Source organism: Pseudonocardia yunnanensis (genome assembly GCF_039534065.1).
GTDB lineage: Bacteria > Actinomycetota > Actinomycetes > Mycobacteriales > Pseudonocardiaceae > Pseudonocardia > Pseudonocardia yunnanensis.
In genome coordinates this window covers 265,258-286,714 of sequence record NZ_BAAAUS010000006.1, presented here as the reverse complement: position 1 = coordinate 286,714, position 21,457 = coordinate 265,258, and the positions used below count along the sequence as shown (strand labels likewise).

The following is a 21,457-nucleotide window of genomic DNA, read 5'->3' as shown; positions in this document are numbered from 1 at the left end:
GACGCGAAGGAGGCGGAGTGACCCAGCGCGACTGGATCGAGAAGGACTTCTACCGCGAGCTGGGCGTCACCTCCGGCGCGTCCGCGGACGACATCAAGAAGGCGTACCGGAAGCTTGCGCGTGAGCTCCACCCGGATGCCAATCCCGGTGACGCCAACGCCGAGGCGCGGTTCAAGACCGTGTCCGAGGCGTACGGGGTGCTGTCCGACGAGAAGAAGCGCCGTGAGTACGACGAGACGCGTGCGCTCTTCGCCGGTGGCGGCGGCTACGGAGCCGGCGGGGGCTTCCCCGGCGGCGGCTTCGGTGGCGGCGCGGCCGGCCAGGGCTTCGATCTGAACGACCTGTTCGGCCGGGCCGGTGCCGGGTCCGCCGGCGCAGGCGGGGCCGGCGGGCTCGGCGACATCCTCGGTGGGATCTTCGGAAACCGCGCCGGGGCCGGCACCACCACGGGCCCTCGGGCGCAGCGTGGTGCCGACGTCGAGAGCGAGCTGCGTATCGACTTCAACGACGCCGTCCGCGGTGCGGAGGTGCAGCTGCGGCTGTCGTCGCCGGGCCGGTGTGAACGGTGCGGTGGCACCGGTGCAAGGCCGGGCAGCACGCCACGGCAGTGCCCCACCTGTGGTGGCGTCGGCCTGGTCAGCCGTAGCCAGGGCGCGTTCGCGTTCTCCGAGCCGTGCCGCGACTGCCGTGGCACTGGTCGGATCATCGACGACCCGTGCCCCGAGTGCGGGGGCGACGGTGTCAGCACCCGCACCCGCCTGCTCACCGTCCGGGTTCCGGCCGGTGTGGCCGACGGGCAGCAGATCCGGCTCAAGGGGCAGGGCGAACCGGGCCGGGGTGGTGCACCTGCCGGTGACCTGTACGTGAAGGTGCACGTCACGCCCCACCGGCTCTTCGGGCGGTCGGAGCGCAACTCCGATGACCTGACGCTGACGGTGCCGGTCACCTACCCCGAGGTGGCGCTCGGCAGCACGCTGACCGTGCCCACGCTCGGCTCCACCGTGTCGCTCAGGATTCCCCCGGGCACCTCGAGCGGGCGCACGTTCCGGGTGCGCGGGCGCGGTGTGAAACGCAAGAGCGGAAAGACCGGTGACCTGCTCGTCACGGTCGAGGTGGCCGTGCCGAAATCGCTCGACGACGGTGCCACCGAGGCGTTGCAGGCCTACGCCGAGGCCACCAAGTCGTTCGACCCGCGCGCCGATCTGCTCGGGAGCGGGTCGTGAGCACCACCCCCGGCGGCCCGGCGCTACCCCCGGGCGCCAACCCGGACAGCCCCATCTTCGTCATCTCGGTGGCGGCGGAGCTGGCCGGGCTGCACGCCCAGACGCTGCGCAGCTACGACCGGCTGGGGCTCGTGAGCCCCGGCCGGTCGGCGGGCGGCGGGCGGCGCTACTCGGTTCGTGACATCGCTCTGCTCCGCGAGGTTCAGCGGCTCTCCCAGGAGGAGGGCGTGAACCTCGCGGGCATCAAGCGGATCATCGAGCTGGAGCAGCTCGTCGACGATCTGCGCTCCCGTCTGGACGAGCTGACACATGAGCTGATGGCCGCCCACGCCGCGGCGGAGCAGGCAGCAGCGAGCGTGCATGCCTCGTACCGACGGGACCTGGTGCCGGTGGACCGCCGCCAGGCCTTGGTGGTGTGGCGGCCGAAACCGCGCCGCGAAGAGAAGCAGAGCTGACCGCACATACCTCTTGACCACCGCACAGACGTCCTGACGTGTGCGCGGTGGCCAAGACGTGTGCGTGGTGGGCCGGATCAGTCCATCGTGAACGGGTCGTACCGGATGCGGTCCAGGGGTGTGCCCGCCACCAGCATCCGGGACACCGTGGCGCGGATCATGGCCGGTGACCCACAGACCAGCACGTCGTGGTCGGCCCACGCTCCGTAGCGCGTGACGACGTCGGCCAGGGTGCCCCGCTCGGCGCCCGAGCCGCCCTCGTCCTTCTCGACGACGGGGATCACGTCGAGCCAGGTGTTGCTGAAGGAGAGCCGTCGCAGGCTGGGGAAGTCGTACAGGTCGTCCCACGTGCGGCCGCCCACGAACACCTGCGTGCGAGGCTGCTCAGGGCGCGTGGACAGGTCCTCGAGCAGGGACTTGATCGGAGCCATGCCGGTGCCGCCCGTGACCATCAGGAGGTCACGTCCGGTGCCGGCTTCGACGTGCATGCGACCCATCGGCGGCCCGATCCGCCAGGTGTCGCCTATCCGGGAGTGGGCGACGATCGCCCGGCTCACCCATCCGCCGTCGACGGCGCGGACGTGGAACTCGAGGGTGCCGTCGGTCCTCGGAGCGTTGGCCGGGGACAGGTAGCGCCACAGGCGTGGCCGTTGGGGCGTCTCCACGCTCAGGTACTGGCCCGCCCGGTACGGGATCGGCTCGCTGGTCTGCAGCGTGATCACGGCGAGGTCCCAGCCGACGCGTCGGTGGTCGACCACCCGCCCGAGCCAGGACGCCGGGCCTCGCTCGGCCTGTGCGGCACTGATCATGGCGTTCGCGACGATTCCGTAGGCCTCGGACCAGGCCTTCTGGACCTCCGGCGTCCAGGCAGCGCCGGCGTGGTGGCTGATGGTGCCGAGCAGCGATGCCCCCACTGCGTCGTAGTGCTGGGCGAGCACCCCGAACTTGCGGTGGTCACGTCCGAGCTGCTCGAGGAAGGGCGTGAGGTCGTCGGGCTGGTCGACCATCTGGACGACGTGCACGAGCGCCCGCAGCAGGCGGCTGCGCTGCACCTCCATGTTGACCGGGAAAAGGTCGCGGGTCTGCGGCGCGATCTGGAACAGCGTGGCGTAGAAGTACCGCCCGAGGTCGTCCATGTGCGGCTCGACCAGCGCGAAGCTGGACCGGATGAGCTCGACCATTCCGGACTGCTCGCTGCGGGGCGCACCGACGCTGGGGAGGTCGGCAGCGAGCAACTGTTCAGCGGTCATGGATGGCCGACTCTTCCTGCTCGATGATCGGGGGGCGAGGGAGGGGGGTCCCTGGCCGAGGCAGCCTAACGCTCCGACAGCGCCTTGGAGACCCTCCGTGCCTGGACCAGATCGTGTGGTGGCCGAAATGCCTCGTCCCCACCGCCGACCGTTCGGCGCACGGTCATTCGGGCCGTGCCACCCGGACGTGCAATGACGCCGAGCGGGCGGGTCCGCCGGTGGTGGCCGGGATCAGCCGTTGCGCAACCGGCGCACCGTTCTCACGACGATCGCCAGGCCGCCCAGCAGACCCAGCACCAGCCACACCAGCGCAGCGAACACCCCGACCCCGGTGATCAGGACCACGGCGAGAAGCAACACGCAGGCAGCGACGGCCGCGTACGTGAGGCGCAGCGGTCCGTCCCCCTGCAGTGCTGCCCGGACCACGGGCCGGGTCTGCTTGGGGAGGTCCCGGACGGTCCACCACGTCAGTCCGCCCGCGATCGCCAAGGTGACGGCCGCGGCGATGCGGCCCGACCACGTCGAGTCGAGGGGATCCTCGCCGCCGGCGGCGATGACCGCCACGGTGGCCAGCCCGAGCAGCATCCGCAGCCTCCAGGACAACTGCCAGAGCACCGCCGTGATGGTCCGCATGACCTTGGGCATCCCGGGCGCGAGCATGCCGGCGTCGATGAGCCCGCGCAGAGCCTGCGCGGGGCGGTGCCGACTGGCGTCGAGTACGGCCAGGTCGTGCCTGGCCACGGCGTGCTGCGGATCGAGCCGGAGCACCTCCTCGTACGCCTGGCGGGCCGTCTCCCGGTCACCGAGGTCGCTGGTGACATCGGCGAGCAGGAAATGCGATGCCGGGGAGTTCGGAGCGAGCTGCACGACCCGCTGGGCCGCCTGTGCCGCCTCGGGCAGCCGCCCGGCCTGCTTCAACACCTCGGCGTACATCGTGGCGCCCGGGGTCTCCTCCGGGGCGAGTGTCACCGCCCGGTACGCGGCCTCGATGGCCTCCTCGTGCCTGCCGAGTCCGGAGAGGAGCGCGGCCCGCACCACGTGGGGCCGATCGAACTCCGGAGCGGCGGCCGCCGCTGCTTCGGCCGCGGCCAGCCCGTCGACGAGCCGCCCGGACTCGTACAGCACGGCCGCCAGCCCCAGGAGCAGCCCGGGATCGTTCGGGGAGGCGGCGAGTGCCTCGCGCGCGGCCCGCTCGGCGTCGTCGAACCGGCCGAGGAGGCGCAGCTGTTCCACGCGGTCGAACGCGGTCGTCACAGCTTCTTGTGCTTTCGTAGGTAGGCCGAGAGGTCGTCGTAGTCGCCGTCGGAGTTGGAGAACGCGACGACGTTGCGGGCCGTGGCGAACCACGCTCCGGTGCTCGGCCGGACCTCCTTCACGGCCGCCTCCAGATCCTTCGTGGTCAGCGCGTGCAGCCGGCCGATCTGCATGGATAGGGCGAGGGCCCGCTCGGCTGCCGTGGTGCAGACGTGCGCGACGTCGGCCCCGGAGAAGTGCTCGGTGAGCCGGACGATCCGGTCGAGGTCGACCTCGGCCACAGGGCGGTCGCGCAGGTGGTAGCGCAGGATCGCGGCGCGTGCAGGCGCGTCCGGCGGCAGGACGAGCACCATGCGGTCGAACCGGCCGGGGCGGCGCAGGGCGCTGTCGATGTCCCACGGGTGGTTGGTCGCACCGAGGGTGAAGACGCCGTCGTTGTTCCCGCCCAGGGAGTCCATCTCGCTCAGCATCTGGTTGACCGTGTTGCGCATGCTGCTGGCGTGGCTGAGTTGCGAGCGCTTCTGGCCGAGGGCGTCGAGCTCGTCGAAGAACAGCACGCAAGGAGCGCGGCGCCGGGCCTCGGCGAAGATCCGGGCCATGTTGCGCTCGCTCTGACCGGTGTACATCTCGAGGACGTCGGAGATGCCGACGGTGAAGAAGTTCGCCCCGAGCTCGCCGGCGACAGCACGGGCGATGAAGGTCTTTCCGCAGCCGGGAGGCCCGTACAGGAGGAGGCCGCCCGTGAGGGTCTTGCCGAAGGCCTTCGCGAGCTCCGGGTTGCGCATGGGTCCGAGGAAGGCGAGCTCCAGGCGCTGCTTGACGTCCTCCATGCCGCCCACGTCGGCCAGCCGGATGCCGGGTTGCTCGATATCCTCGACGACCGGTGACGACTCGCCGTGGGCGAGCACCGGCTCCGGGGTGCCGGCGACCTCCTCCTCGGCGTGCGTCCAGTCGTAGCCCTGCAGCCGGTGCTGCCCCGTTCTGTCGGGGGCCGGTGGCGCCACGGGGGCCGGTTCGGCAGGCGGGGGCGCGGCGGCGACGTCCGGGGTGGGGGGCGCTGTGATCCCGCTGGTCAGTCGTTGCAGGAGGCCCATCGCGTCGGTGTTGGACGCGTCGCGGGCCAGTACCTGGATGCAGTGCTGCAGAGCTTCGGCGCTCCGGCCTCTTTCGGACAGCAGCCCGGCCACATGCAGCCGGAGCGGAACGTCGTCAGGGGCGGAGGTCACCGCAGTGAGCAAGCTGGTCAGGAGCACATCGTCAGACATCGGCCGGAAGTATCGCCGAGGCAGGGGTCCGGCTTTGCCTTGAGCGGAACAGACTCAACTTTCCTTACGTTCTTCCAAGCGACGGGCACGATGGTGCCCAGGCGACGATGCAGGAGGTACAGGGGATGGACTCTTTCAACCCCACCACCAAGGCGCAGCAGGCCATCTCGGCCGCCGTGCAGGCTGCTGCGCTCGCCGGCAACCCCGATGTCGGCCCGACGCACCTGTTGGGAGCTCTGCTCGCCCAGGGTGACGGGATCGCGGTGCCGCTGCTCACGGCGGTGGGTGCTGATCCGGCGGCCGTGCGGGGTGAGCTCGCGCAGCTCGGCAACCGCCTGCCCTCGGCGGCAGGTGCCACGGTGAGCGCCCCGCAGCTGTCCCGCGATGCCATCGCGGCGATCACCGCTGCTCAGCAACTAGCCACGGAGATGGGCGACGAGTACGTCTCCACCGAGCACCTTCTGTTCGGGCTGGCGTCTGCGCCTAGCCAGGTCTCCGACCTGCTGCGCCGTCACGGAGCCACGCCGGAGGCGCTGCGCGAGGCGTTCAGCAAGGTCCGCGGCAGCTCGCGGGTGACGAGCCCCGACCCCGAGGGCACCTACCAGGCCCTGGAGAAGTACGGCGTCGACCTCACCGAGCGGGCCCGCAAGGGCGAGCTGGATCCGGTGATCGGGCGCGACACCGAGATCCGCCGCGTCGTGCAGGTGCTGTCGCGGCGCACCAAGAACAACCCGGTGCTCATCGGTGAGCCCGGCGTCGGCAAGACGGCGATCGTCGAGGGGCTCGCCCAGCGGATCGTGGCGGGCGACGTCCCCGAGTCGCTGCGCGGCAAGCGTGTCGTGGCGCTCGACCTCGGGTCGATGGTCGCCGGCGCGAAGTACCGCGGTGAGTTCGAGGAGCGGCTGAAGGCCGTCCTGAAGGAGATCACCGACTCCGCGGGCCAGGTCATCACGTTCATCGACGAGCTCCACACGATCGTCGGCGCGGGTGCCACCGGCGAGGGCGCGATGGATGCCGGCAACATGATCAAGCCGATGCTGGCCCGTGGTGAGCTGCGGATGGTCGGCGCCACCACGCTCGACGAGTACCGGCAGCGCATCGAGAAGGACCCCGCGCTGGAGCGCCGCTTCCAGCAGGTGCTGGTGGGCGAGCCCAGTGTGGAGGACACCATCGGCATCCTGCGCGGGCTCAAGGAGCGCTACGAGGTGCACCACGGCGTGCGGATCACCGACGCCGCGCTGGTGGCCGCGGCCACGCTGTCCGACCGGTACATCACCGCCCGGTTCCTCCCCGACAAGGCGATCGACCTCGTCGACGAGGCTGCATCGCGGTTGCGCATGGAGATCGACTCCCGTCCCGTGGAGATCGACACGGTCGAGCGCGCCGTGCGTCGGCTGGAGATCGAGGAGATGGCGCTGGAGAAGGAGTCCGACGCCCCGTCCGTCGAGCGGCTGGCTGCGCTGCGTGCCGAGCTCGCCGAGCAGCGCGAGAAGCTGTCCGCGCTCACCGCGCGCTGGCAGAACGAGCGCGGCGCCATCGAGTCGGTGCGTGAGCTCAAGGAGCAGCTCGAGGCCCTGCGCGGGGAGTCGGAGCGCGCCGAGCGCGACGGCGATCTCGGCAAGGCGGCTGAGCTGCGCTACGGGAAGATCCCGGGCCTGGAGAAGCAGCTCGCCGAGGCCACGGCCGTCACCGCGCCCGACGCCGACGTGATGCTCAAGGAGGAGGTCGGCCCGGACGACGTCGCCGACGTCGTCTCCGCCTGGACCGGTATCCCCGCGGGACGCATGCTCGAGGGCGAGACGGCCAAGCTGCTGCGCATGGAGGACGAGCTCGGCAAGCGGGTGGTCGGCCAAGCCGAGGCCGTGCGTGCTGTGTCCGACGCCGTGCGCCGGGCGCGGGCGGGGATCGCCGACGAGAACCGGCCCACCGGATCGTTCCTGTTCCTCGGCCCCACCGGCGTGGGCAAGACCGAGCTGGCGAAGGCGCTCGCCGAGTTCTTGTTCGACGACGAGCGGGCGATGGTCCGCATCGACATGAGCGAGTACTCGGAGAAGCACAGCGTCGCCCGGCTCGTCGGTGCCCCGCCCGGCTACGTGGGCTACGACCAGGGTGGCCAGCTCACCGAGGCCGTGCGGCGCCGTCCGTACACGGTGGTGCTGTTCGACGAGGTCGAGAAGGCGCACCCGGACGTCTTCGACACGCTGTTGCAGGTGCTCGACGACGGCCGCCTGACCGACGGTCAGGGCCGCACCGTCGACTTCCGCAACACGATCCTCGTGCTCACGTCCAACCTGGGCACGCAGGCGATCTCCGACCCGTCGCTCGACGATCGGGGCCGCAAGGACGCCGTGATGGCGATCGTGCAGCGGCACTTCAAGCCGGAGTTCCTCAACCGGCTCGACGACGTGGTGGTGTTCCACGCGCTGTCCACGGAGGAGCTCACGCACATCGTCGACATCCAGCTCGACGTGCTGCGTCGCCGGCTGGCGAAGCGGCGGCTCACGCTGGAGGTCTCCGACGCGGGCCGTGAATGGCTGGCCATGAACGGTTTCGACCCCGTCTACGGGGCGCGGCCGCTGCGGCGGCTCGTGCAGTCGGCGATCGGTGACGCGCTCGCGAAGGAGTTGCTGTCCGGCGACATCCGCGAGGGCGACACCGTGCGCGTCGACCTCGACCCCACTGCGAGCGGTGGCATGGGTGGGCTGATCGTCGGCCGGGCGATGCCCGCCACGATCTGATCGAGCTGCCTGACGAACGGGGAGGGTGCCGGGTCGGTCCACATCGGACCGGCCCAGCACTCTCCCCGTTGTGCCCGAAGTTCTCGCCATCGGGGCCTCGTGCCTTGCGTGCGGTACGGATCTGCTGTGACATCGCACGGACGCGGACACGGAGATCACGACCTGGAGGGGACATGACCGGCGAGGAGATCGTGCTCGGCCCGCTGCCCAAGGGCATCACGCTCGCGAGCGAGGGCATGAACAAGAAGGTGTGGAACGTGCTCGGCCACACCTACTCGATGAAGGCCGCGAGCGAGTCGAGCTTCGCGTTCGAGACCTACGACCCGCCCGGCACCGGCGTGCCCCCGCACGTGCACCCCACCCAGGACGAGCACATCTACGTGCTCGAGGGAGTGTTCACGCTCTACCTCGACGGCCAGTGGGAGACCGCGGGGCCCGGCGACACCGTGCGGATGCCGAGGAACCTCCCTCACGCGTACTACAACCGCGGCGAGGTGCCGACGCGAGGACTCTTCTGGGTCAGCCCCGCCGGGCGTCTCGCGGCGTTGTTCGACAACCTGCACAACCTCGAGGACCCGGCCGAGGTCGTGCGGCTCTCCGCGCAGCACGACGTGAACTTCCTGCCGCCTGGTTCGGTGGAAGGCGCCTGAGGCTCAGTCCGCTCATGACGGGCGGTTCACCTGCTCGCTCGACGACCCGGATGCCCGTGCGTAGCCGCTGACCACGGCGTCGAGCTCCTCGGGGGTGATCACGTCCTCGAGCCGGGAGAACCCATGAGGAGCCCGGCGTTCGACCTCGTCGATCACGCCTTCGGGCCCGCCGACCCGGTTGCGCAGCACCACCTCGCTGGTGGTGGGAAGGCGGTCCTCCTCGTACGCCTTCAGCGCGCGGACGGGGTCGGCGTGCTCGACGAGGTGGCTGCTGATGCTCGTGGCGTCGAGGATCGCCTGGCCGGCTCCGTTGGAACCCATCGGATACATCGGGTGGGCGGCATCGCCCAGGAGCGTCACGCGGCCACTGGTCCAGTAGGGCAGAGGGTCCCGGTCGCACATCGGGAACTCGAAGCACTCCGGCGTCGCGCGGATGAGACCTTTGTGGTCGACGTGCGGAACGCGGAAGCGATCGAGATGCTCCGCGAGCTCGTCCAGATCGGCAGGACGAGACCAGTCCTGACGACGGGGCGGTGGGTCACCGGCCTGGCCGGTCAGTACGCAGACCGCCCAGTTGGTGAGCTTCGTGCCCGGGCTCTGCCCCTCCGCGATCGGGTAGATCACCAGCTTCGCCGCGGTGCCGCCGGCGATGATCATCGAGCGTCCGGTGCCGAACTCGGGCCAGTCCGTGGCTCCGCGCCACATCAGCACACCGTTCCAGCGGGGTGGCCCCTCATCGGGGAAGAGGCCGGCTCGCAGTGCCGAGTGGATGCCGTCGGCGCCCACGAGCACGTCGCCCCGGACCATTCCCAGTGCGTCTCCGCCGAGGTCGACGAACTGCGCACGCACTCCGTCCGCGTCCTGCTCGAACCCGACCAGCCGGTGGCCGGTCCGCACCGCGTCGGGACCGAGCCGCTCATGCACCGCCTTCAGCAGCACACCCTGCAGCCTGCCCCGGTGGTAGGAGAGCTGCGGAAACGCGAACCCGGCCGCCGTGCCGCACGGTCTACGGAGAATCTCCTGCCCGAGCCGGTGGTTGTAGGACAGCTCCCTGATCCGGATCCCCGCCGCGTCCAGCCGGTCGAGGAGCCCGAGCGCGGCCAGCTCCTTCACCGCGTGCGGCAATGCGTTGATGCCGACCCCGAGCTCGCGGATCTGCTCGCTCTGGTCGTAGACCGTGCAGTCGATGCCCTCATGGTGCAGCCGAAGAGCGGTGGTGAGACCCCCGATGCCCGCTCCCACGATGATGACCCGCATGACGGTTCCCCCCCGTCGTACCGATCTCCCCAGGATGGACCAGATAGGCGCTTCACACCATCTGCCCGACTCGGATCGCCGTCAACGAGTCGGTGGAAGGCACCCCGCGCCCGTTCACCCAGGAGGCTGTACCGGCGACATCAGGTGATCGGGCGTCCGCGCAGATCGAGGACCATCGGTCTAGGCTCCGGCCGTGGGACTCTCACCGACGGTGTGGTTCGTCATCGCCGTGATCGCGTTGGTGCTCGGCGCCGGCCTGGTGTTCGCCGACCGTCGGGGTGGGCCGGGCGGCGCCAAGGACCGGAAGCGCTGGGCTGCCACGCACGACTGGGAGTACCTCGACACCGATCCCGTGCTGCCGAGCCGGTGGCGCTACGGGACGATCCACCAGGGTGGGCCCGGTGTGGCCCGCAACCTCATGAGTGGTGACGTGCCCACCCCCGAGGGGCCGCGGCACGCCTACGTGTTCGACCACGAGCAGGCAGGCCGGCTCAACTCCGTGCTGGTGGCGGTGCAGGTGCAGGAACAGCTGCCCGCCGCCGTGGAACTGCGGCTCCCGTCGGCCCCGCTTCCCGACGACGCCGGCCTCGACCTGCTGGAGCCCGTGGGCGAGCGGTACGCCTTCGTCTCCGACCCCGACGTCGTGCGGCACCTCATCACGCCGCGCCTGGCGAAGGCCAGCGACCTCGTCGGCGACGACGTCGAGCTGCTGTGGGCGGAGGAGTCCTGGGTGCTCGCCACCGCCCCGCTGGGGGCCAGCTCGGAACGCGTGCAGGAGCTGCTCGCCGACCTCGCCGAGGTGGCCGCCGTGCTCGAGCAGTCGCTCCGGGTCAAGCGGCGCTGACCTGCCACGACACCGCCGGGGTGGCGGCAGGGTCCTCCTCAGTAGGCTCCGTTCGTGCCCATCGCGCTCATCACCGGAGCCACCTCTGGCATCGGGGCCGCATTCGCATCCCGCCTGGCACGTGACGGCCGGGACCTCGTACTCGTCGCGCGGAACCGCGAACGCCTGGAGGCCGCCGCGGTCGGACACCGGGCCGCCGGCGTCGCCGTCGAGGTGCTGCCCGCCGATCTGTCCGTCGACGAGGAGCGCGCCCGGGTTGTGGCGCGGCTGTCGAGCGCGGATGCCGCACCCGTCGACCTGCTGATCAACAACGCCGGCTACACGACCGGTGGCCTGCTCGACGTGGACAGCGCGGCCTTACGACGCCAGCTCGAGGTCAATGTGGCGTCCGTGCTCGAGCTGACCGTGGCGGCCCTGCCCGGCATGATCGACAGGAGCCGCGGTGCGGTGATCAACGTGTCGAGCATCAGCGGGTTCCTGCCCGGGAACTCGCAGTACAGCGCGGACAAGGCGTGGGTCACGGCCTTCACCGAAGCGGTGGCGGCCAAGGTCGCCGCCACCGGCGTGCGCGCGATCGCGCTCTGTCCCGGCTATGTCCGCACGGAGTTCCACGAGCGTGCCGGACTGGACGTCGGCGGCCGGAAGGGCCTGTTCTGGCTCGACGCGGACCGCGTGGTCGAGGAGTGCCTGGCGGATCTTGCGAGGGGAAAGGTCGTGTCGGTACCGAGCCCGCAATACAAGATCATCACCGCCTTGGTGGACCTGTTGCCCCGGCCGCTGGTCCGGCAACTGGTCAATTTCGGCACGCGGGACCGCAAGTGAGCGTGCCCGCGCCGCTTGTGAAGGATGACGGCATGAACCCAGACACCGAGCGGGAGGAGCTGGCGGCCCTGGTCCGCGAGCTTGGCGTGGTGCACGGCCGCGTCACTCTGTCCTCGGGCGCCGAGGCCGACTACTACGTCGATCTGCGACGCGCCACCCTCGAACACCGGGCCGCGCCGCTGGTCGGCAGGCTCCTACGGGTGCTCACCGCCGACTGGGAGTACTCGGCTGTCGGCGGCTTGACCCTCGGCGCCGACCCGGTGGCCGATGCCGTTCTGCACGCCGCGGCGGCCGAGCGGGCGGCGCTGCCCGACACCCCGCCCGTCGACGCGTTCGTCGTGCGGAAGGACACCAAGCAGCACGGCATGCAGCGCCTCATCGAAGGACCGGACATCGCCGGGCGCAGCGTTCTCGTCGTGGAGGACACCTCGACCACCGGGGCCTCCGTGCTCACCGCGGTGCGGGCGGTACGCGATGCCGGGGCCACCGTGGTCGGCGTCGCCACGGTGGTGGACCGGGACACCGGCGCGCGCCAGGCGATCGAGGACGAAGGCGTTCCGTATCGAGCGCTGCTCGGGTTGGCCGATCTCGGCCTGGGCTGAGCCCCGGTTCTCCCCGTACGACCGAACGCGTGCGGCCGGCCGGGGTTCGCCCGGCACAGCCACACGCGTTCCGTGCGACGGCCCTGGTGGGGTTACTCCACCGTGATGCGCACTGCGTCGAAGGCGGGGGTCTGGTCCGCCCGCTGCATCATCGGGATGCGGTGGGAGCCGTCTCCCGCCCACACCGCGCACTGGGCGGTGCCGGCGGTCGGCATCCCTGTCACGGTGATCTTCACGGTGTCGGGTTCGGCGCCACCACCGTTGTCCTGCGTGGCGAGGAAGAACTCCGGCGCGGGTGCCGCGTCTGGCGCGGTGTCGGTGGTTTCGAGCATCCGGCAGGCGGTGTGGAAGTGCCCGCGCTGCAGGCCGTCCTCGTTGAGGAACGAGCTCTCGAGGTAGTAGCCACCCGCTGCGGCGCCGAGGAACCGGTCGCGCACCAGGTTGCGGGTGCTCACGGAGATCGTGAACTTCTCCTTGGCCTTGACGCTGCGGGGTGAGTCCGTGATGAGCAGCGACGGGCTCTTGTCCTCGGATGCCACCTCACCGAACGCCGTGCTCACGCAGCGCGGGGCGAGCTGGAAGCCGTCGTGGGGCTGGAGCTTGCTCTCCGTGCAGTCCCTGCCCAGCACGTCGAGCCCGTTGTTCTCGGCGGGCGGCTGCTCGTCGCCGTTGTCCCCGCCGCCTTGGCCGTTGCCGTCCTGGCCGTTGTCGCCTTGGCCGTTGTCGCCGTTATTATCGCCGTTGTTGTTGCCGTTGTTGTCGCCGCCTTGGCCGTTGTCACCCTGGCCGTTGTCGCCGTTGTCGGCTCCGTTGTTGTCGCCGCCCTGGCCGTTGTCGTTCTGGCCGTTGTTTCCGTCTTGGCCGCCGTTTCCGCCGTTGTCGTCGCCGGCGCCTTCCGAATTGTTGTCATCGGGGGCCTGCCCCGGGTTGCCGCCGTGGCTGTTGTGACCGCCCTCGGCGCTGTGGCTGCCGTGGCCCGAACTGCCGGCTGCCGGCTGCGACACGCTGCCGTTGCCTGGGGACGCGTACGCGTAGTCGCAGGCGGTGGGGAGGACGGTCACCACCAGGGCGGCCGCAGAGATCGCGAGCTTACGCACCGTGCTCCGGTGTCGTTCGCTTCTGGACGGGGACATGAAGCTCCGTTCGGGGTCGGGGAGCGGGAACCGAAGAGCCGAGTGGCCACTCCGGCTGGGATCCGGCGGCTTGGGAGCGTTGAGCTAGCGCCGGGAATGGCGGGACTTGGCGGACTTGGAACGGCCGCCGCTGCGATGGGATCCGCTGTCGGACACGGCGCGGTGGGATCCGGTGCCGGAGACAGCGCGCTGCGAGCCGGTATCGGAGGCAGTCCGGTGGGATCCCGTGTCGGAGACGGTCCGGTGGGATCCGGTGTCGGCGACCGTGCGGTAGGAACCGGTGTCGGAGACCGTGCGATGGGATCCGGTGTCGGACACCCCTCGGCGGGACCCGCTGTCGGAGACCCACCGATGTGACCCGGTTTCGGCGACGGTGCGGTGGGGGCCCGTGTCCGAGACGCTGCGGGTCGATCCGGCGGTGGAGTAGGTCGAGGTGTCTGCGGCGAGCCCGGCGCCGACGGGCGACTCCAGGTGGGAGTAGCGGGGGCCGGAGATCGCCGCGACGGCCGTGAGCTCGGGGAGGGGCGCCGCGGCAGGTGCCGGGCTGCGCTGCGGCACGGTGACCCTGCTCCGCTTCCCGGCGTTGCGGTTCCGCACGGCGGCGAACGCGGCGATGGCCGCGAGGAGCGCGGCGACGAACACCAGGATCGGCACGATGAGATCGCTGGTCTGGGTGCCACCGGAGAGCAGGCCCGGCGACGCCTCCGGGAGCGCCGCGTAGTCCACCAGACCCGTGCCCTCGAGATATCCGATGTGCCGGCTGACGAACGCGTTGGCCGTCTCGGCGAACTGACGCACCAGTTCGTTGCGGGTGGTGGCCCGCACCTGAGCGATGATCGGCAGCACTGTGCCGTGCGCGTCGCGCAGCCGCTGGACGAACACCCGGTCGTAGTCGGAGCCCGTCTGCTGCGAGATCTCGTTCATCCAGCCGACCTGCTGGTCGCTGGGGCTGCTCGGCAGCAGCACACCGAGCTGGTTGGCCGTCTTACGGACCTCCGCGTCGAGGTTGGCGTGCTCCTCGGAGATCTTCCGTCCGGCTTCCTGCACCTCGGGGGAGCTCGCCTGCGTCTCCGCCTGCTGACCCGTCGGCCCTTCCCAGAGGCCGGCGAGCCTCACCTTGACGAGCAGGTCGCGGTCGGCCGGTCCCAACGGTCCCCATTGGGTCTGGGTCCAGCCGCCGGTGCCGGGAGACCCGGCTGCCCACGATTGGTACACCGATGCGGACACGGCGAGGATCACGGCGACGATCACGGCGCGGCGAAGCAAGCGGGGGATACTGCGGAGCATCGGAGCCTTCCTGATGGTTCACACGAAGTCGAACTGTTCGGTGTGCACGCGGGCCGGTGCCACACCGAGGGTGTCGAGAGCGCTCAGGGCGTCCGTGACCAACGCAGGCGGGCCACAGATGAAGAAGTCGAGATCGTCGGGGTGCTGCCCTTCGGGAAGCACCATCGAGAGCAGGCCGGCACCGATGTCGCCGGTGTAGCCGTCCCAGCCGTCGTGCGGACGGCGCAGCACCTCGGTGACCACGAGATCGAGGTGGGACCGCAGCTCCGCGAGCTCCTCGCGGAACAGCAGGTCTTCCGGTGAGCTGGCCACGACGACCAGCCGATACGGCCGCGGATCCCCCCGGTGCGCGGCCGTGCGGAGCATGCTCATCATCGGCGTGATCCCGACGCCGCCGGCGATCATCACGAAGCCGGCCCCCGCGCCGATGTCGTTGGTGAAGGCGCCGTGCGGGCCGTCCACCCAGACCGGGGAGCCCGGCGGGAGGCGGCGCAACGCGCGGGTGAAGTCCCCGGCGTGGCGGATCGTGAACTCGGTGGTGTCCATGTGGGCGCTGGAGGCGATCGTGAAGGGGTGCTCCTCGGCGGTCACCGACCGATCCAGCCGGATCCAGGCGAACTGGCCGGGCGCGAAGGCCCATGAGTTCACCGGCGGACCGTGCCGTTTGCGCCGAGGCTCCAGCACGAGCGTGCTCACCGTCGAGTTCTCGCGGCGCACCTCCCGGACCAGGAACTCGGTGGAGGTGTCGAACATCGGGCGCCACGCCCAGCGGTAACCGAGGATTCCGACCACGATCGCCGCGAGCAGTCCGAAGACGGTGCCGGTCGCCGGCATGGCCACGAGGTGGTCGAGCCACCACACATGCAACGCCGACAGCGTGATCACCGCGACCGCCAGCACCACGTGGAGCCACCGCCACAGCTCGTAGCGAAGCCCCGTCCGCCCGCGCAGGGCGACGAGCCCGACGAGAGCGGCGAGTGCGACGGTCGCCCCGACCGCGGCACGTGCCCGGGCGGGGGCGGTCTCGAAGTTCAGTAGCGCGACGTTGGCCGGGTCCGCGGCGACGACGCAGGCGAGATGGACGAATACCAGCGTCGCCGTGACCACGCCGAGGAACCGGTGGATGTCGATCACGCTCTCGATGCCGAACGCACGGTTCAGGGACCGGAGCCGGGACGGCAGGACTGCCGCCGACACCAGCGCGGAGAGCGCCAGCAATCCGGTCACGACGGAGAGGTGATCCCACAGCGGCTCGTTGGGTGCGATCGCGAGCCACATGAGGGAGGGTGCGACGACGATGAGGCCGAAGACGCTCAGCCACGCCGTGCGCACCATCCGTTGATCCATGGGCGGGACGGTAGGAGGCGGCCTCAGGTTCAGGTTGCGAAGCTGAGAACGCAGTGGGCCGGAAGCGGCTGCCGGCGCGACGAGTGGTCGCGGTATTGCTCCGAATGTCCTAATACTTGGGGCCGAATGCCGCGTAACGCCCTCAGGTCCGGCTGCGATCTTGCCTCGCAAACCGCCGTTCGCCACTCGCCGCTGGCGGCCCACCGCACGGGGACGGACGTCGGGGACGAACGGGACCACCGGCACGACGGACGGATCTCGCCCCAACCGCCAGCAGCCGAACCCGGCGAGTCGCCCGTTCCTCGCACCGCTTGCGGCTCCCCCCACAACACGCGAGTCGCCCGTATTCAGTTCGAGAGTCGCCCGACTTCTGGGCGCGAGTCGTGTGGATCAGTGGGGGCGACCCGTGCCCCGGTGCGCGAGCCGCCCGTTCGCACACTACGAGCAGCCCGCCCCCGGCGCAGTGTTCGCGACGCAATCGTTGCCCTCCGGCACATCGAGCAACGGCCGAACCCGGGCACGGGCGGAGCGGGGGATCATTCGGTCATGAGCGAGGACGAGACGGAGCCGGCCGAGGACGGGCCCGGACCAGCACGCCGCGGCGCGGCGACGCGGGGCAGACGGCTCGTCGACTCCGAACGGGCACCTCACGCTCGGGACAAGGGCCACTCGCAGAAGGGCGGCGGCCGGGTGGCTCGGGCGGAGGAAGCCGACAGCGATCGTGAAGGGGGTGGCGGGCCCAGCGAGTGGCAGGTGCCGGGACAGGTCGGGGTCGGGCCGTGGCCGGGCGACCGGGCGGCCTGGCCGCGGGACGAGCGCTACGACCCTGACCTGCTCGAACACGGCGACGCACGCAACGTCGCCGATGCCTATCGCTACTGGCGCCGTGAAGCCGTGGCCGCCGACCTCGCCCGGCGCGCGCATCCGTTCCACGTGGCGATCGAGAACTTCGGCCACGACCACAACATCGGCACGGTGGTGCGCACCGCCAACGCGTTCGGCGCGGCGGGCGTACACATCGTCGGACGGCGGCGCTGGAACCGGCGCGGCGCGATGGTGACCGACCGCTACCTGCAGGTGCACCACCACGACGACATCGCCGGCCTGATGACGTTCGCGACGCAGCACGGGCTCGTCGTGGTCGCCGTGGACAACACCCCCGGCGCACTGCGGCTCGAGACCGCGGACCTGCCGCGCAACTGCCTGCTGCTGTTCGGCCAGGAAGGCCCAGGCGTGACCGGCGAGGCGCACGCGGCGGCCGCGATGACGGTGTCGATCGCCCAGTTCGGCAGCACCCGTTCGATCAACGCGGGCGTGGCCGCAGGCATCGCGATGCACGCCTGGATCCGCCAGCACGCGGACTTGTCGGACGCGTGGTGAACGAGCCCGGCAAGCGGCGAACGAGCCCGGCCGAAAACCGGCTGGAGATCGGTCGTGAGGTACCTAGACTCCGCCCGTGACCAGCCGCCAGACGCTCCTCTTCGACGCCGACGACACGTTGTGGGAGAACAACGTCCTGTTCGAGCGGGTGATCGATGCGTACCTCGACTGGCTGGCACACCCGACCCTCGACCGGGCGGCCACCCGCGCGGTGCTGGACGAGGTGGAGCGGGCCAACGTCGTCGTCCACGGGTACGGCAGCGCAAGCTTCCTGCGCAGCCTCGGCGACACCTTCCAGCGGCTCAACGAACGCCCTGCCACCACGGCCGAGGCGCGCCGGATCGAGGAGCTGGCCGGCGCCCTGGTCAACCACGAGGTGGAGCTCGTGCCAGGGGTGGCCGAGACGCTCACCGAGCTCGGCGAGCGTCATGACCTCCGCCTGCTCACCAAGGGTGACCAAGCCGAGCAGCAGCGCAAGATCGACGCCTCCAACCTTGCGCACCACTTCCGCAGCGTGCACATCGTGGCCGAGAAGCGGGAGGCGACCTACCGCGAGCTCGTCGCCGAGCAGGAGCTCGTCCCGGCCACCACGTGGATGATCGGGAACTCGCCGCGGTCGGACATCCTCCCGGCCCGTGCGGCCGGCCTCGGGGCGGTGTTCATCCCGAACCAGTACACATGGGTGCTCGAGCACGACGAGCTCGACCTCGACGATGACGGCGTGCTGCACCTGCAGCGGTTCACCGAGCTGGTCGAGCACTTCTGATCTGAAGAGCTGTCAGCAGAGGTACTCGGACGGCCTGCGGAGCATGGCGAGGAGCATCGCCGGCAGCATCAGCACGTGGCCGAGGACGACCACCGCGTCGACCGACAGCCAGCCTGCCCAGAACGGCGGGAGCAGCACCACGAACGGCACGTACATCGCCAGGCCCATCTCTGCGATGGCCACCCACCGGTGCCGGCGCACGGCCATCCACAGGGCCATGCCCAGCGTCATGTTCGTGGCCATGACGAGAAGGTGCAGCTCGGTGCTTCCGTGCAGGTCGGGCCAGAGCGGCCCGAACACCACCATCCCGACGACCATCGCGAGCAGCATCTCGACGAAATGGCGCCAGAAGCGGCGGTCGGCCAGCGCCGCCCTCCTGGCCTGCGTCGGCATGGTCATGACCGGGCCCGTCGGTACTCGTTCGCCCGCTCCATCACGGCCGAGCCGACCCGGCTGGGGTGCCCCGCGTCGAACGGGGGCTGCGGGTCGTACTCGATGAGCATCTGCGCCGCCTGCGCCGCCACGTCGTCGACGAGCACCTCGACGAGCCGGATGGCCATGTCGATGCCGGACGACACGCCCGCCGCGGTGATCAGGCGCTCGGGCAGGTGCTCGACCACCCGTTGCGTCACCGGCACGGCACCGAGCTTCTCCAGGTGCTCCATGGCCCCCCAGTAGGTGGTGGCGGTGAGCCCGTCGAGAAGCCCCGCCGCGGCGAGGACGAGTGAGCCCGTGCAGACCGACGTGGTGAATCGGGTGCGCGGGTGGACCGTGCGCAGCCAGTCGAGGTGGGCTCCCCCGTTGAGCAGGTCACGTGAGCCGGGTCCACCCGGCACCACAACGATGTCCGGCGACTGCACCTCGGCGAACGTCTTGTCGACCGTGAGGCCGAGGATGCCGGTGTCGGCGCGGACCTCGCCGCGGTGCTCGCCGACGAACACGACGTCGTGCTCCGGCACGGTCTGCAGCACCTCGTAGGGCCCGATCGCGTCGAGCGCGGTCAGGCGGGGGAACAGCATGATGGCGACCTGCATGGTCACGTCCTTCCGTCGATGGGCGCGGTGGTGGCGAAGTGCCGTCGGTACTGGTCGGGCGCCACGCCGATACGGCGCAGGAACGCACGTCGCATCGTCTCCGCGGTGCCGAAGCCCGCACGCGCCGCGGCGACGGTGACGAGCACCGGTTCGGACTCCAGCAGCCGCTTGGCGGCGTCGACGCGCACCTGCTCGACGTAGTCGCCCGGCGACCGCCCGAGGGCGCGGGTGAACTCGCGGCTGAAGTGGCGCTCGCTCATGCCCACGCGTGCTGCGAGTACCGGCACCCGCAGGTCGGCTGCCGGGTCGCTGTGGATCAGGTCCTGCGCGGCCCGGACCGAGGGCTGGCGCGCCGGCGGCGACCAGACGGGGCCGGCGAACTGGCTCTGCCCACCCGGTCTGCGGAGGAAGACCACGAGCTCGCGCGCGACGTACTGTGCGATCTCGGCTCCGTGGTCGGCCTCGACGAGCGCAAGAGCCAGGTCGACACCGGCGGTGACGCCCGCGGCCGTCCAGATGCGGCCCTGCTGCAGGTAGATGGGGTCGGGTCGCACGTCGACGGCCGGGTACTTGGCGGCGAGCGTCGGCGCGTAGCGCCAGTGGGTGGTGGCAGAGAGGCCGTCGAGCAGGCCGGCGGCTGCGAGCGCGAACGCCCCTGTGCACACCGAGACGACCCGTTCGGCGCGCGGGGCGGCGCGGCGGAGCCACTCGACCAGCGGGTGGTCGGACGTCATGACGCGCGACCCACCGCCGCCCGGCACCAGCAGTGTGCCGATCTCACCCGTCTCCGGGAGCGGGCCGTCCGGGCACATACGCATCCCGCTGTCGGACGTGACGGTTCCCGGGCTCTCTGCGACCAGGCTGACGCGGTAGCCCGCCTTCTCCGACCCGAGGTGGTCGAGTAGCCGCGTGGCACCCATCAACACCTCGTGCGGGCCCGTGGCGTCCAGCGGCTGGATGCCGTCGAAGACGGGGATGACCACCTGGTGGCTGGGCATGTACTCACGGTGGCCGCACGACGCTATGGCGTCAACGACACGAACCCCACGCATTCGGCCATCGGGCAGACTGGCTCGGTGGCTGCCGCTGAGGTCGACTGGTCGGAACGGGCGGGCATCGCCGAGCGGGCGGTCGTCCGCCGCCACCTACGACGGCTCGCCGGGGTGGTGCCGGGCACCCGCATCGGGCGCGTTCGGTGGCCGAGACCGGTGCCATCGCCTCCCACGCCGTGGCACTACTGGTGGCAGGCGCACCTCCTGGACTGCATGGTCGACGCGCAGCTGCGCTCACCCGAGCGGCGTCGGGCCCGCGCGATCGCGGCGCTGGTCCGCGGCATCCGGCTGCACAACACGGGTTCCTGGCTCAACCGGTACTACGACGACGTCGCCTGGCTCGGCCTGGCGGTGCAACGCGCCGGGCTCCTCGCCGGCCGCCCCGGCCTTCCGGCTCTCGCCGCGATCATCAACCGGCTGCACGAGGGGTGGACGGAGGGCGCGGGCGGCGGCATCTGGTGGCGCCGCGACGACGACTTCAAGGCCGCGCCTGCGAACGGCCCGGCGGCGATCCTGCTCGCCCGTGACGGCCAGTCGGCGTTCGCCGCGGCGATCTGCGACTGGATGGCGGAGACGTTGATCGACCCGGACTCCGGGCTCGTCCGGGACGGGGTGCGGGTGGCCTCGGACGGCAGCATCCGCGCCGTCGAGCCGTACATCTACACCTACTGCCAGGGCGTGTATCTCGGCGCGTGTGTCGAGCTGATCGAACGCGACTGCCACCACCGCTTCACGGACAGGGCGATGGCGATCGTCGACGCGATGACCCACCGGCTCGCTGATTCCCGCGGCGTGCTGCCCGGGTCGGGCGGGGGCGACGGTGGTCTCTTCGCCGGCATCACCGCGCGCTACCTGACGGATGCCGCACTGCGCGTGCCGGAGCTTGCCGGTCCCGCGGCACGGATCGTGCGGTCGAGCGCGACGGCCGTGTGGGACGGCCGGGCGGAGGTCCGCGGTGGACCGGTCTTCTCCGCGGAATGGAGCAGGCCCGCCTTCCCACCCCACCCGGGGGTGCCGGAGGCCGACCTCTCGGTGCAGCTCTCGGGATGGATGCTGATGGAAGCCGCGGCACGGCTGCAGCGAGGCGGCTGAGCCGCT

At 70.9% G+C, this 21,457-nt stretch carries 20 protein-coding genes; 10 read left to right on the top strand and 10 right to left on the bottom strand.

Annotated elements, in window-relative coordinates:
* Window positions 1–17: 17 nt before the first annotated feature.
* Both ABD743_RS07580 and ABD743_RS07575 read left to right on the top strand, forming a co-directional pair.
* Window positions 18–1,223, top strand: coding sequence for a DnaJ C-terminal domain-containing protein (locus tag ABD743_RS07580; RefSeq protein WP_344720167.1), 1,206 nt, complete (start codon window positions 18–20; stop codon window positions 1,221–1,223).
* Window positions 1,220–1,678: a heat shock protein transcriptional repressor HspR gene (locus ABD743_RS07575; RefSeq protein ID WP_344720166.1), complete on the top strand. Its 459-nt coding sequence runs from the start codon at window positions 1,220–1,222 to the stop codon at window positions 1,676–1,678. Before ABD743_RS07580 ends, ABD743_RS07575 begins: the two co-directional genes overlap by 4 nt.
* A gap of 77 nt (window positions 1,679–1,755) precedes the next feature.
* Here ABD743_RS07575 and ABD743_RS07570 read toward each other — a convergent pair whose 3' ends face one another.
* From ABD743_RS07570 to ABD743_RS07560, 3 genes are all read right to left on the bottom strand, one after another.
* Complete coding sequence (locus ABD743_RS07570; protein ID WP_344720165.1) at window positions 1,756–2,928, bottom strand: globin domain-containing protein; 1,173 nt, start codon at window positions 2,926–2,928, stop codon at window positions 1,756–1,758.
* Between the two features lie 231 nt (window positions 2,929–3,159).
* On the bottom strand, window positions 3,160–4,182 hold the full coding sequence (locus tag ABD743_RS07565) for a tetratricopeptide repeat protein (RefSeq protein ID WP_344720164.1): 1,023 nt from the start codon (window positions 4,180–4,182) through the stop codon (window positions 3,160–3,162).
* On the bottom strand, window positions 4,179–5,447 hold the full coding sequence (locus tag ABD743_RS07560; protein ID WP_344720163.1) for an AAA family ATPase: 1,269 nt from the start codon (window positions 5,445–5,447) through the stop codon (window positions 4,179–4,181). The genes ABD743_RS07565 and ABD743_RS07560 overlap by 4 nt, the downstream gene beginning before the upstream one ends.
* Before the next feature lie 125 nt (window positions 5,448–5,572).
* On the opposite strand from ABD743_RS07560, the gene clpB reads away from it, so the two are divergent.
* Window positions 5,573–8,185 (top strand): ATP-dependent chaperone ClpB, encoded by a 2,613-nt coding sequence (gene clpB, locus ABD743_RS07555; protein ID WP_344720162.1) that lies wholly within the window; start codon window positions 5,573–5,575, stop codon window positions 8,183–8,185.
* 173 nt (window positions 8,186–8,358) lie between these two features.
* Window positions 8,359–8,835 (top strand): cupin domain-containing protein, encoded by a 477-nt coding sequence (locus tag ABD743_RS07550; RefSeq protein WP_344720161.1) that lies wholly within the window; start codon window positions 8,359–8,361, stop codon window positions 8,833–8,835.
* A gap of 12 nt (window positions 8,836–8,847) precedes the next feature.
* Here the strand turns inward: ABD743_RS07550 and ABD743_RS07545 are convergent, their stop codons facing one another.
* Entirely contained in the window at window positions 8,848–10,092 is a 1,245-nt protein-coding gene (locus ABD743_RS07545) for a flavin-dependent oxidoreductase (protein WP_344720160.1), read from the bottom strand.
* Between the two features lie 193 nt (window positions 10,093–10,285).
* On the opposite strand from ABD743_RS07545, the gene ABD743_RS07540 reads away from it, so the two are divergent.
* The 3 genes from ABD743_RS07540 to pyrE are packed head-to-tail and all read left to right on the top strand — an operon-like array spanning window position 10,286 to window position 12,360.
* Window positions 10,286–10,936 carry a type III secretion system chaperone family protein gene (locus ABD743_RS07540; protein ID WP_344720159.1) on the top strand — a complete coding sequence of 217 codons (651 nt, stop codon included), beginning with the start codon at window positions 10,286–10,288 and terminating at the stop codon, window positions 10,934–10,936.
* 54 nt (window positions 10,937–10,990) lie between these two features.
* On the top strand, window positions 10,991–11,758 hold the full coding sequence (locus ABD743_RS07535) for an SDR family NAD(P)-dependent oxidoreductase (protein WP_344720158.1): 768 nt from the start codon (window positions 10,991–10,993) through the stop codon (window positions 11,756–11,758).
* 32 nt (window positions 11,759–11,790) lie between these two features.
* Complete coding sequence (pyrE, locus tag ABD743_RS07530; protein WP_344720157.1) at window positions 11,791–12,360, top strand: orotate phosphoribosyltransferase; 570 nt, start codon at window positions 11,791–11,793, stop codon at window positions 12,358–12,360.
* A 92-nt stretch (window positions 12,361–12,452) separates the two neighbouring features.
* Here the strand turns inward: pyrE and ABD743_RS07525 are convergent, their stop codons facing one another.
* The 3 genes from ABD743_RS07525 to ABD743_RS07515 all read right to left on the bottom strand — a co-directional run bounded on the left by ABD743_RS07525 (window position 12,453) and on the right by ABD743_RS07515 (window position 16,127).
* Window positions 12,453–13,457, bottom strand: coding sequence for a hypothetical protein (locus tag ABD743_RS07525; protein ID WP_344720156.1), 1,005 nt, complete (start codon window positions 13,455–13,457; stop codon window positions 12,453–12,455).
* A 120-nt stretch (window positions 13,458–13,577) separates the two neighbouring features.
* The gene (locus ABD743_RS07520; RefSeq protein WP_344720155.1) at window positions 13,578–14,780 is read right to left on the bottom strand and encodes a DUF4142 domain-containing protein; all 1,203 of its coding nucleotides are present in this window, start codon (window positions 14,778–14,780) and stop codon (window positions 13,578–13,580) included.
* 18 nt (window positions 14,781–14,798) lie between these two features.
* Complete coding sequence (locus ABD743_RS07515; RefSeq protein WP_344720154.1) at window positions 14,799–16,127, bottom strand: ferredoxin reductase family protein; 1,329 nt, start codon at window positions 16,125–16,127, stop codon at window positions 14,799–14,801.
* A 690-nt stretch (window positions 16,128–16,817) separates the two neighbouring features.
* On the opposite strand from ABD743_RS07515, the gene ABD743_RS07510 reads away from it, so the two are divergent.
* A complete protein-coding gene (locus ABD743_RS07510; protein ID WP_379659028.1) occupies window positions 16,818–17,507 on the top strand; it encodes a TrmH family RNA methyltransferase in 690 nt (229 codons plus the stop codon).
* A gap of 76 nt (window positions 17,508–17,583) precedes the next feature.
* Window positions 17,584–18,273 carry an HAD family hydrolase gene (locus ABD743_RS07505; RefSeq protein WP_344720153.1) on the top strand — a complete coding sequence of 230 codons (690 nt, stop codon included), beginning with the start codon at window positions 17,584–17,586 and terminating at the stop codon, window positions 18,271–18,273.
* Between the two features lie 12 nt (window positions 18,274–18,285).
* On the opposite strand, the gene ABD743_RS07500 is transcribed toward ABD743_RS07505, so the two are convergent.
* From ABD743_RS07500 to ABD743_RS07490, 3 genes are read right to left on the bottom strand one after another with little or no spacing between them, the layout of a single operon-like run.
* On the bottom strand, window positions 18,286–18,672 hold the full coding sequence (locus tag ABD743_RS07500; protein WP_344720152.1) for a hypothetical protein: 387 nt from the start codon (window positions 18,670–18,672) through the stop codon (window positions 18,286–18,288).
* Window positions 18,669–19,307 carry a DJ-1/PfpI family protein gene (locus ABD743_RS07495; RefSeq protein WP_344720151.1) on the bottom strand — a complete coding sequence of 213 codons (639 nt, stop codon included), beginning with the start codon at window positions 19,305–19,307 and terminating at the stop codon, window positions 18,669–18,671. The genes ABD743_RS07500 and ABD743_RS07495 overlap by 4 nt, the downstream gene beginning before the upstream one ends.
* Before the next feature lie 2 nt (window positions 19,308–19,309).
* Complete coding sequence (locus ABD743_RS07490; protein ID WP_344720150.1) at window positions 19,310–20,305, bottom strand: GlxA family transcriptional regulator; 996 nt, start codon at window positions 20,303–20,305, stop codon at window positions 19,310–19,312.
* Window positions 20,306–20,383: 78 nt separating this feature from the next.
* Here ABD743_RS07490 and ABD743_RS07485 point away from each other — a divergent pair, with 78 nt between their 5' ends.
* Window positions 20,384–21,451, top strand: coding sequence for a glycoside hydrolase family 76 protein (locus ABD743_RS07485; RefSeq protein WP_344720149.1), 1,068 nt, complete (start codon window positions 20,384–20,386; stop codon window positions 21,449–21,451).
* The last annotated feature ends 6 nt before the right edge of the window (window positions 21,452–21,457 follow it).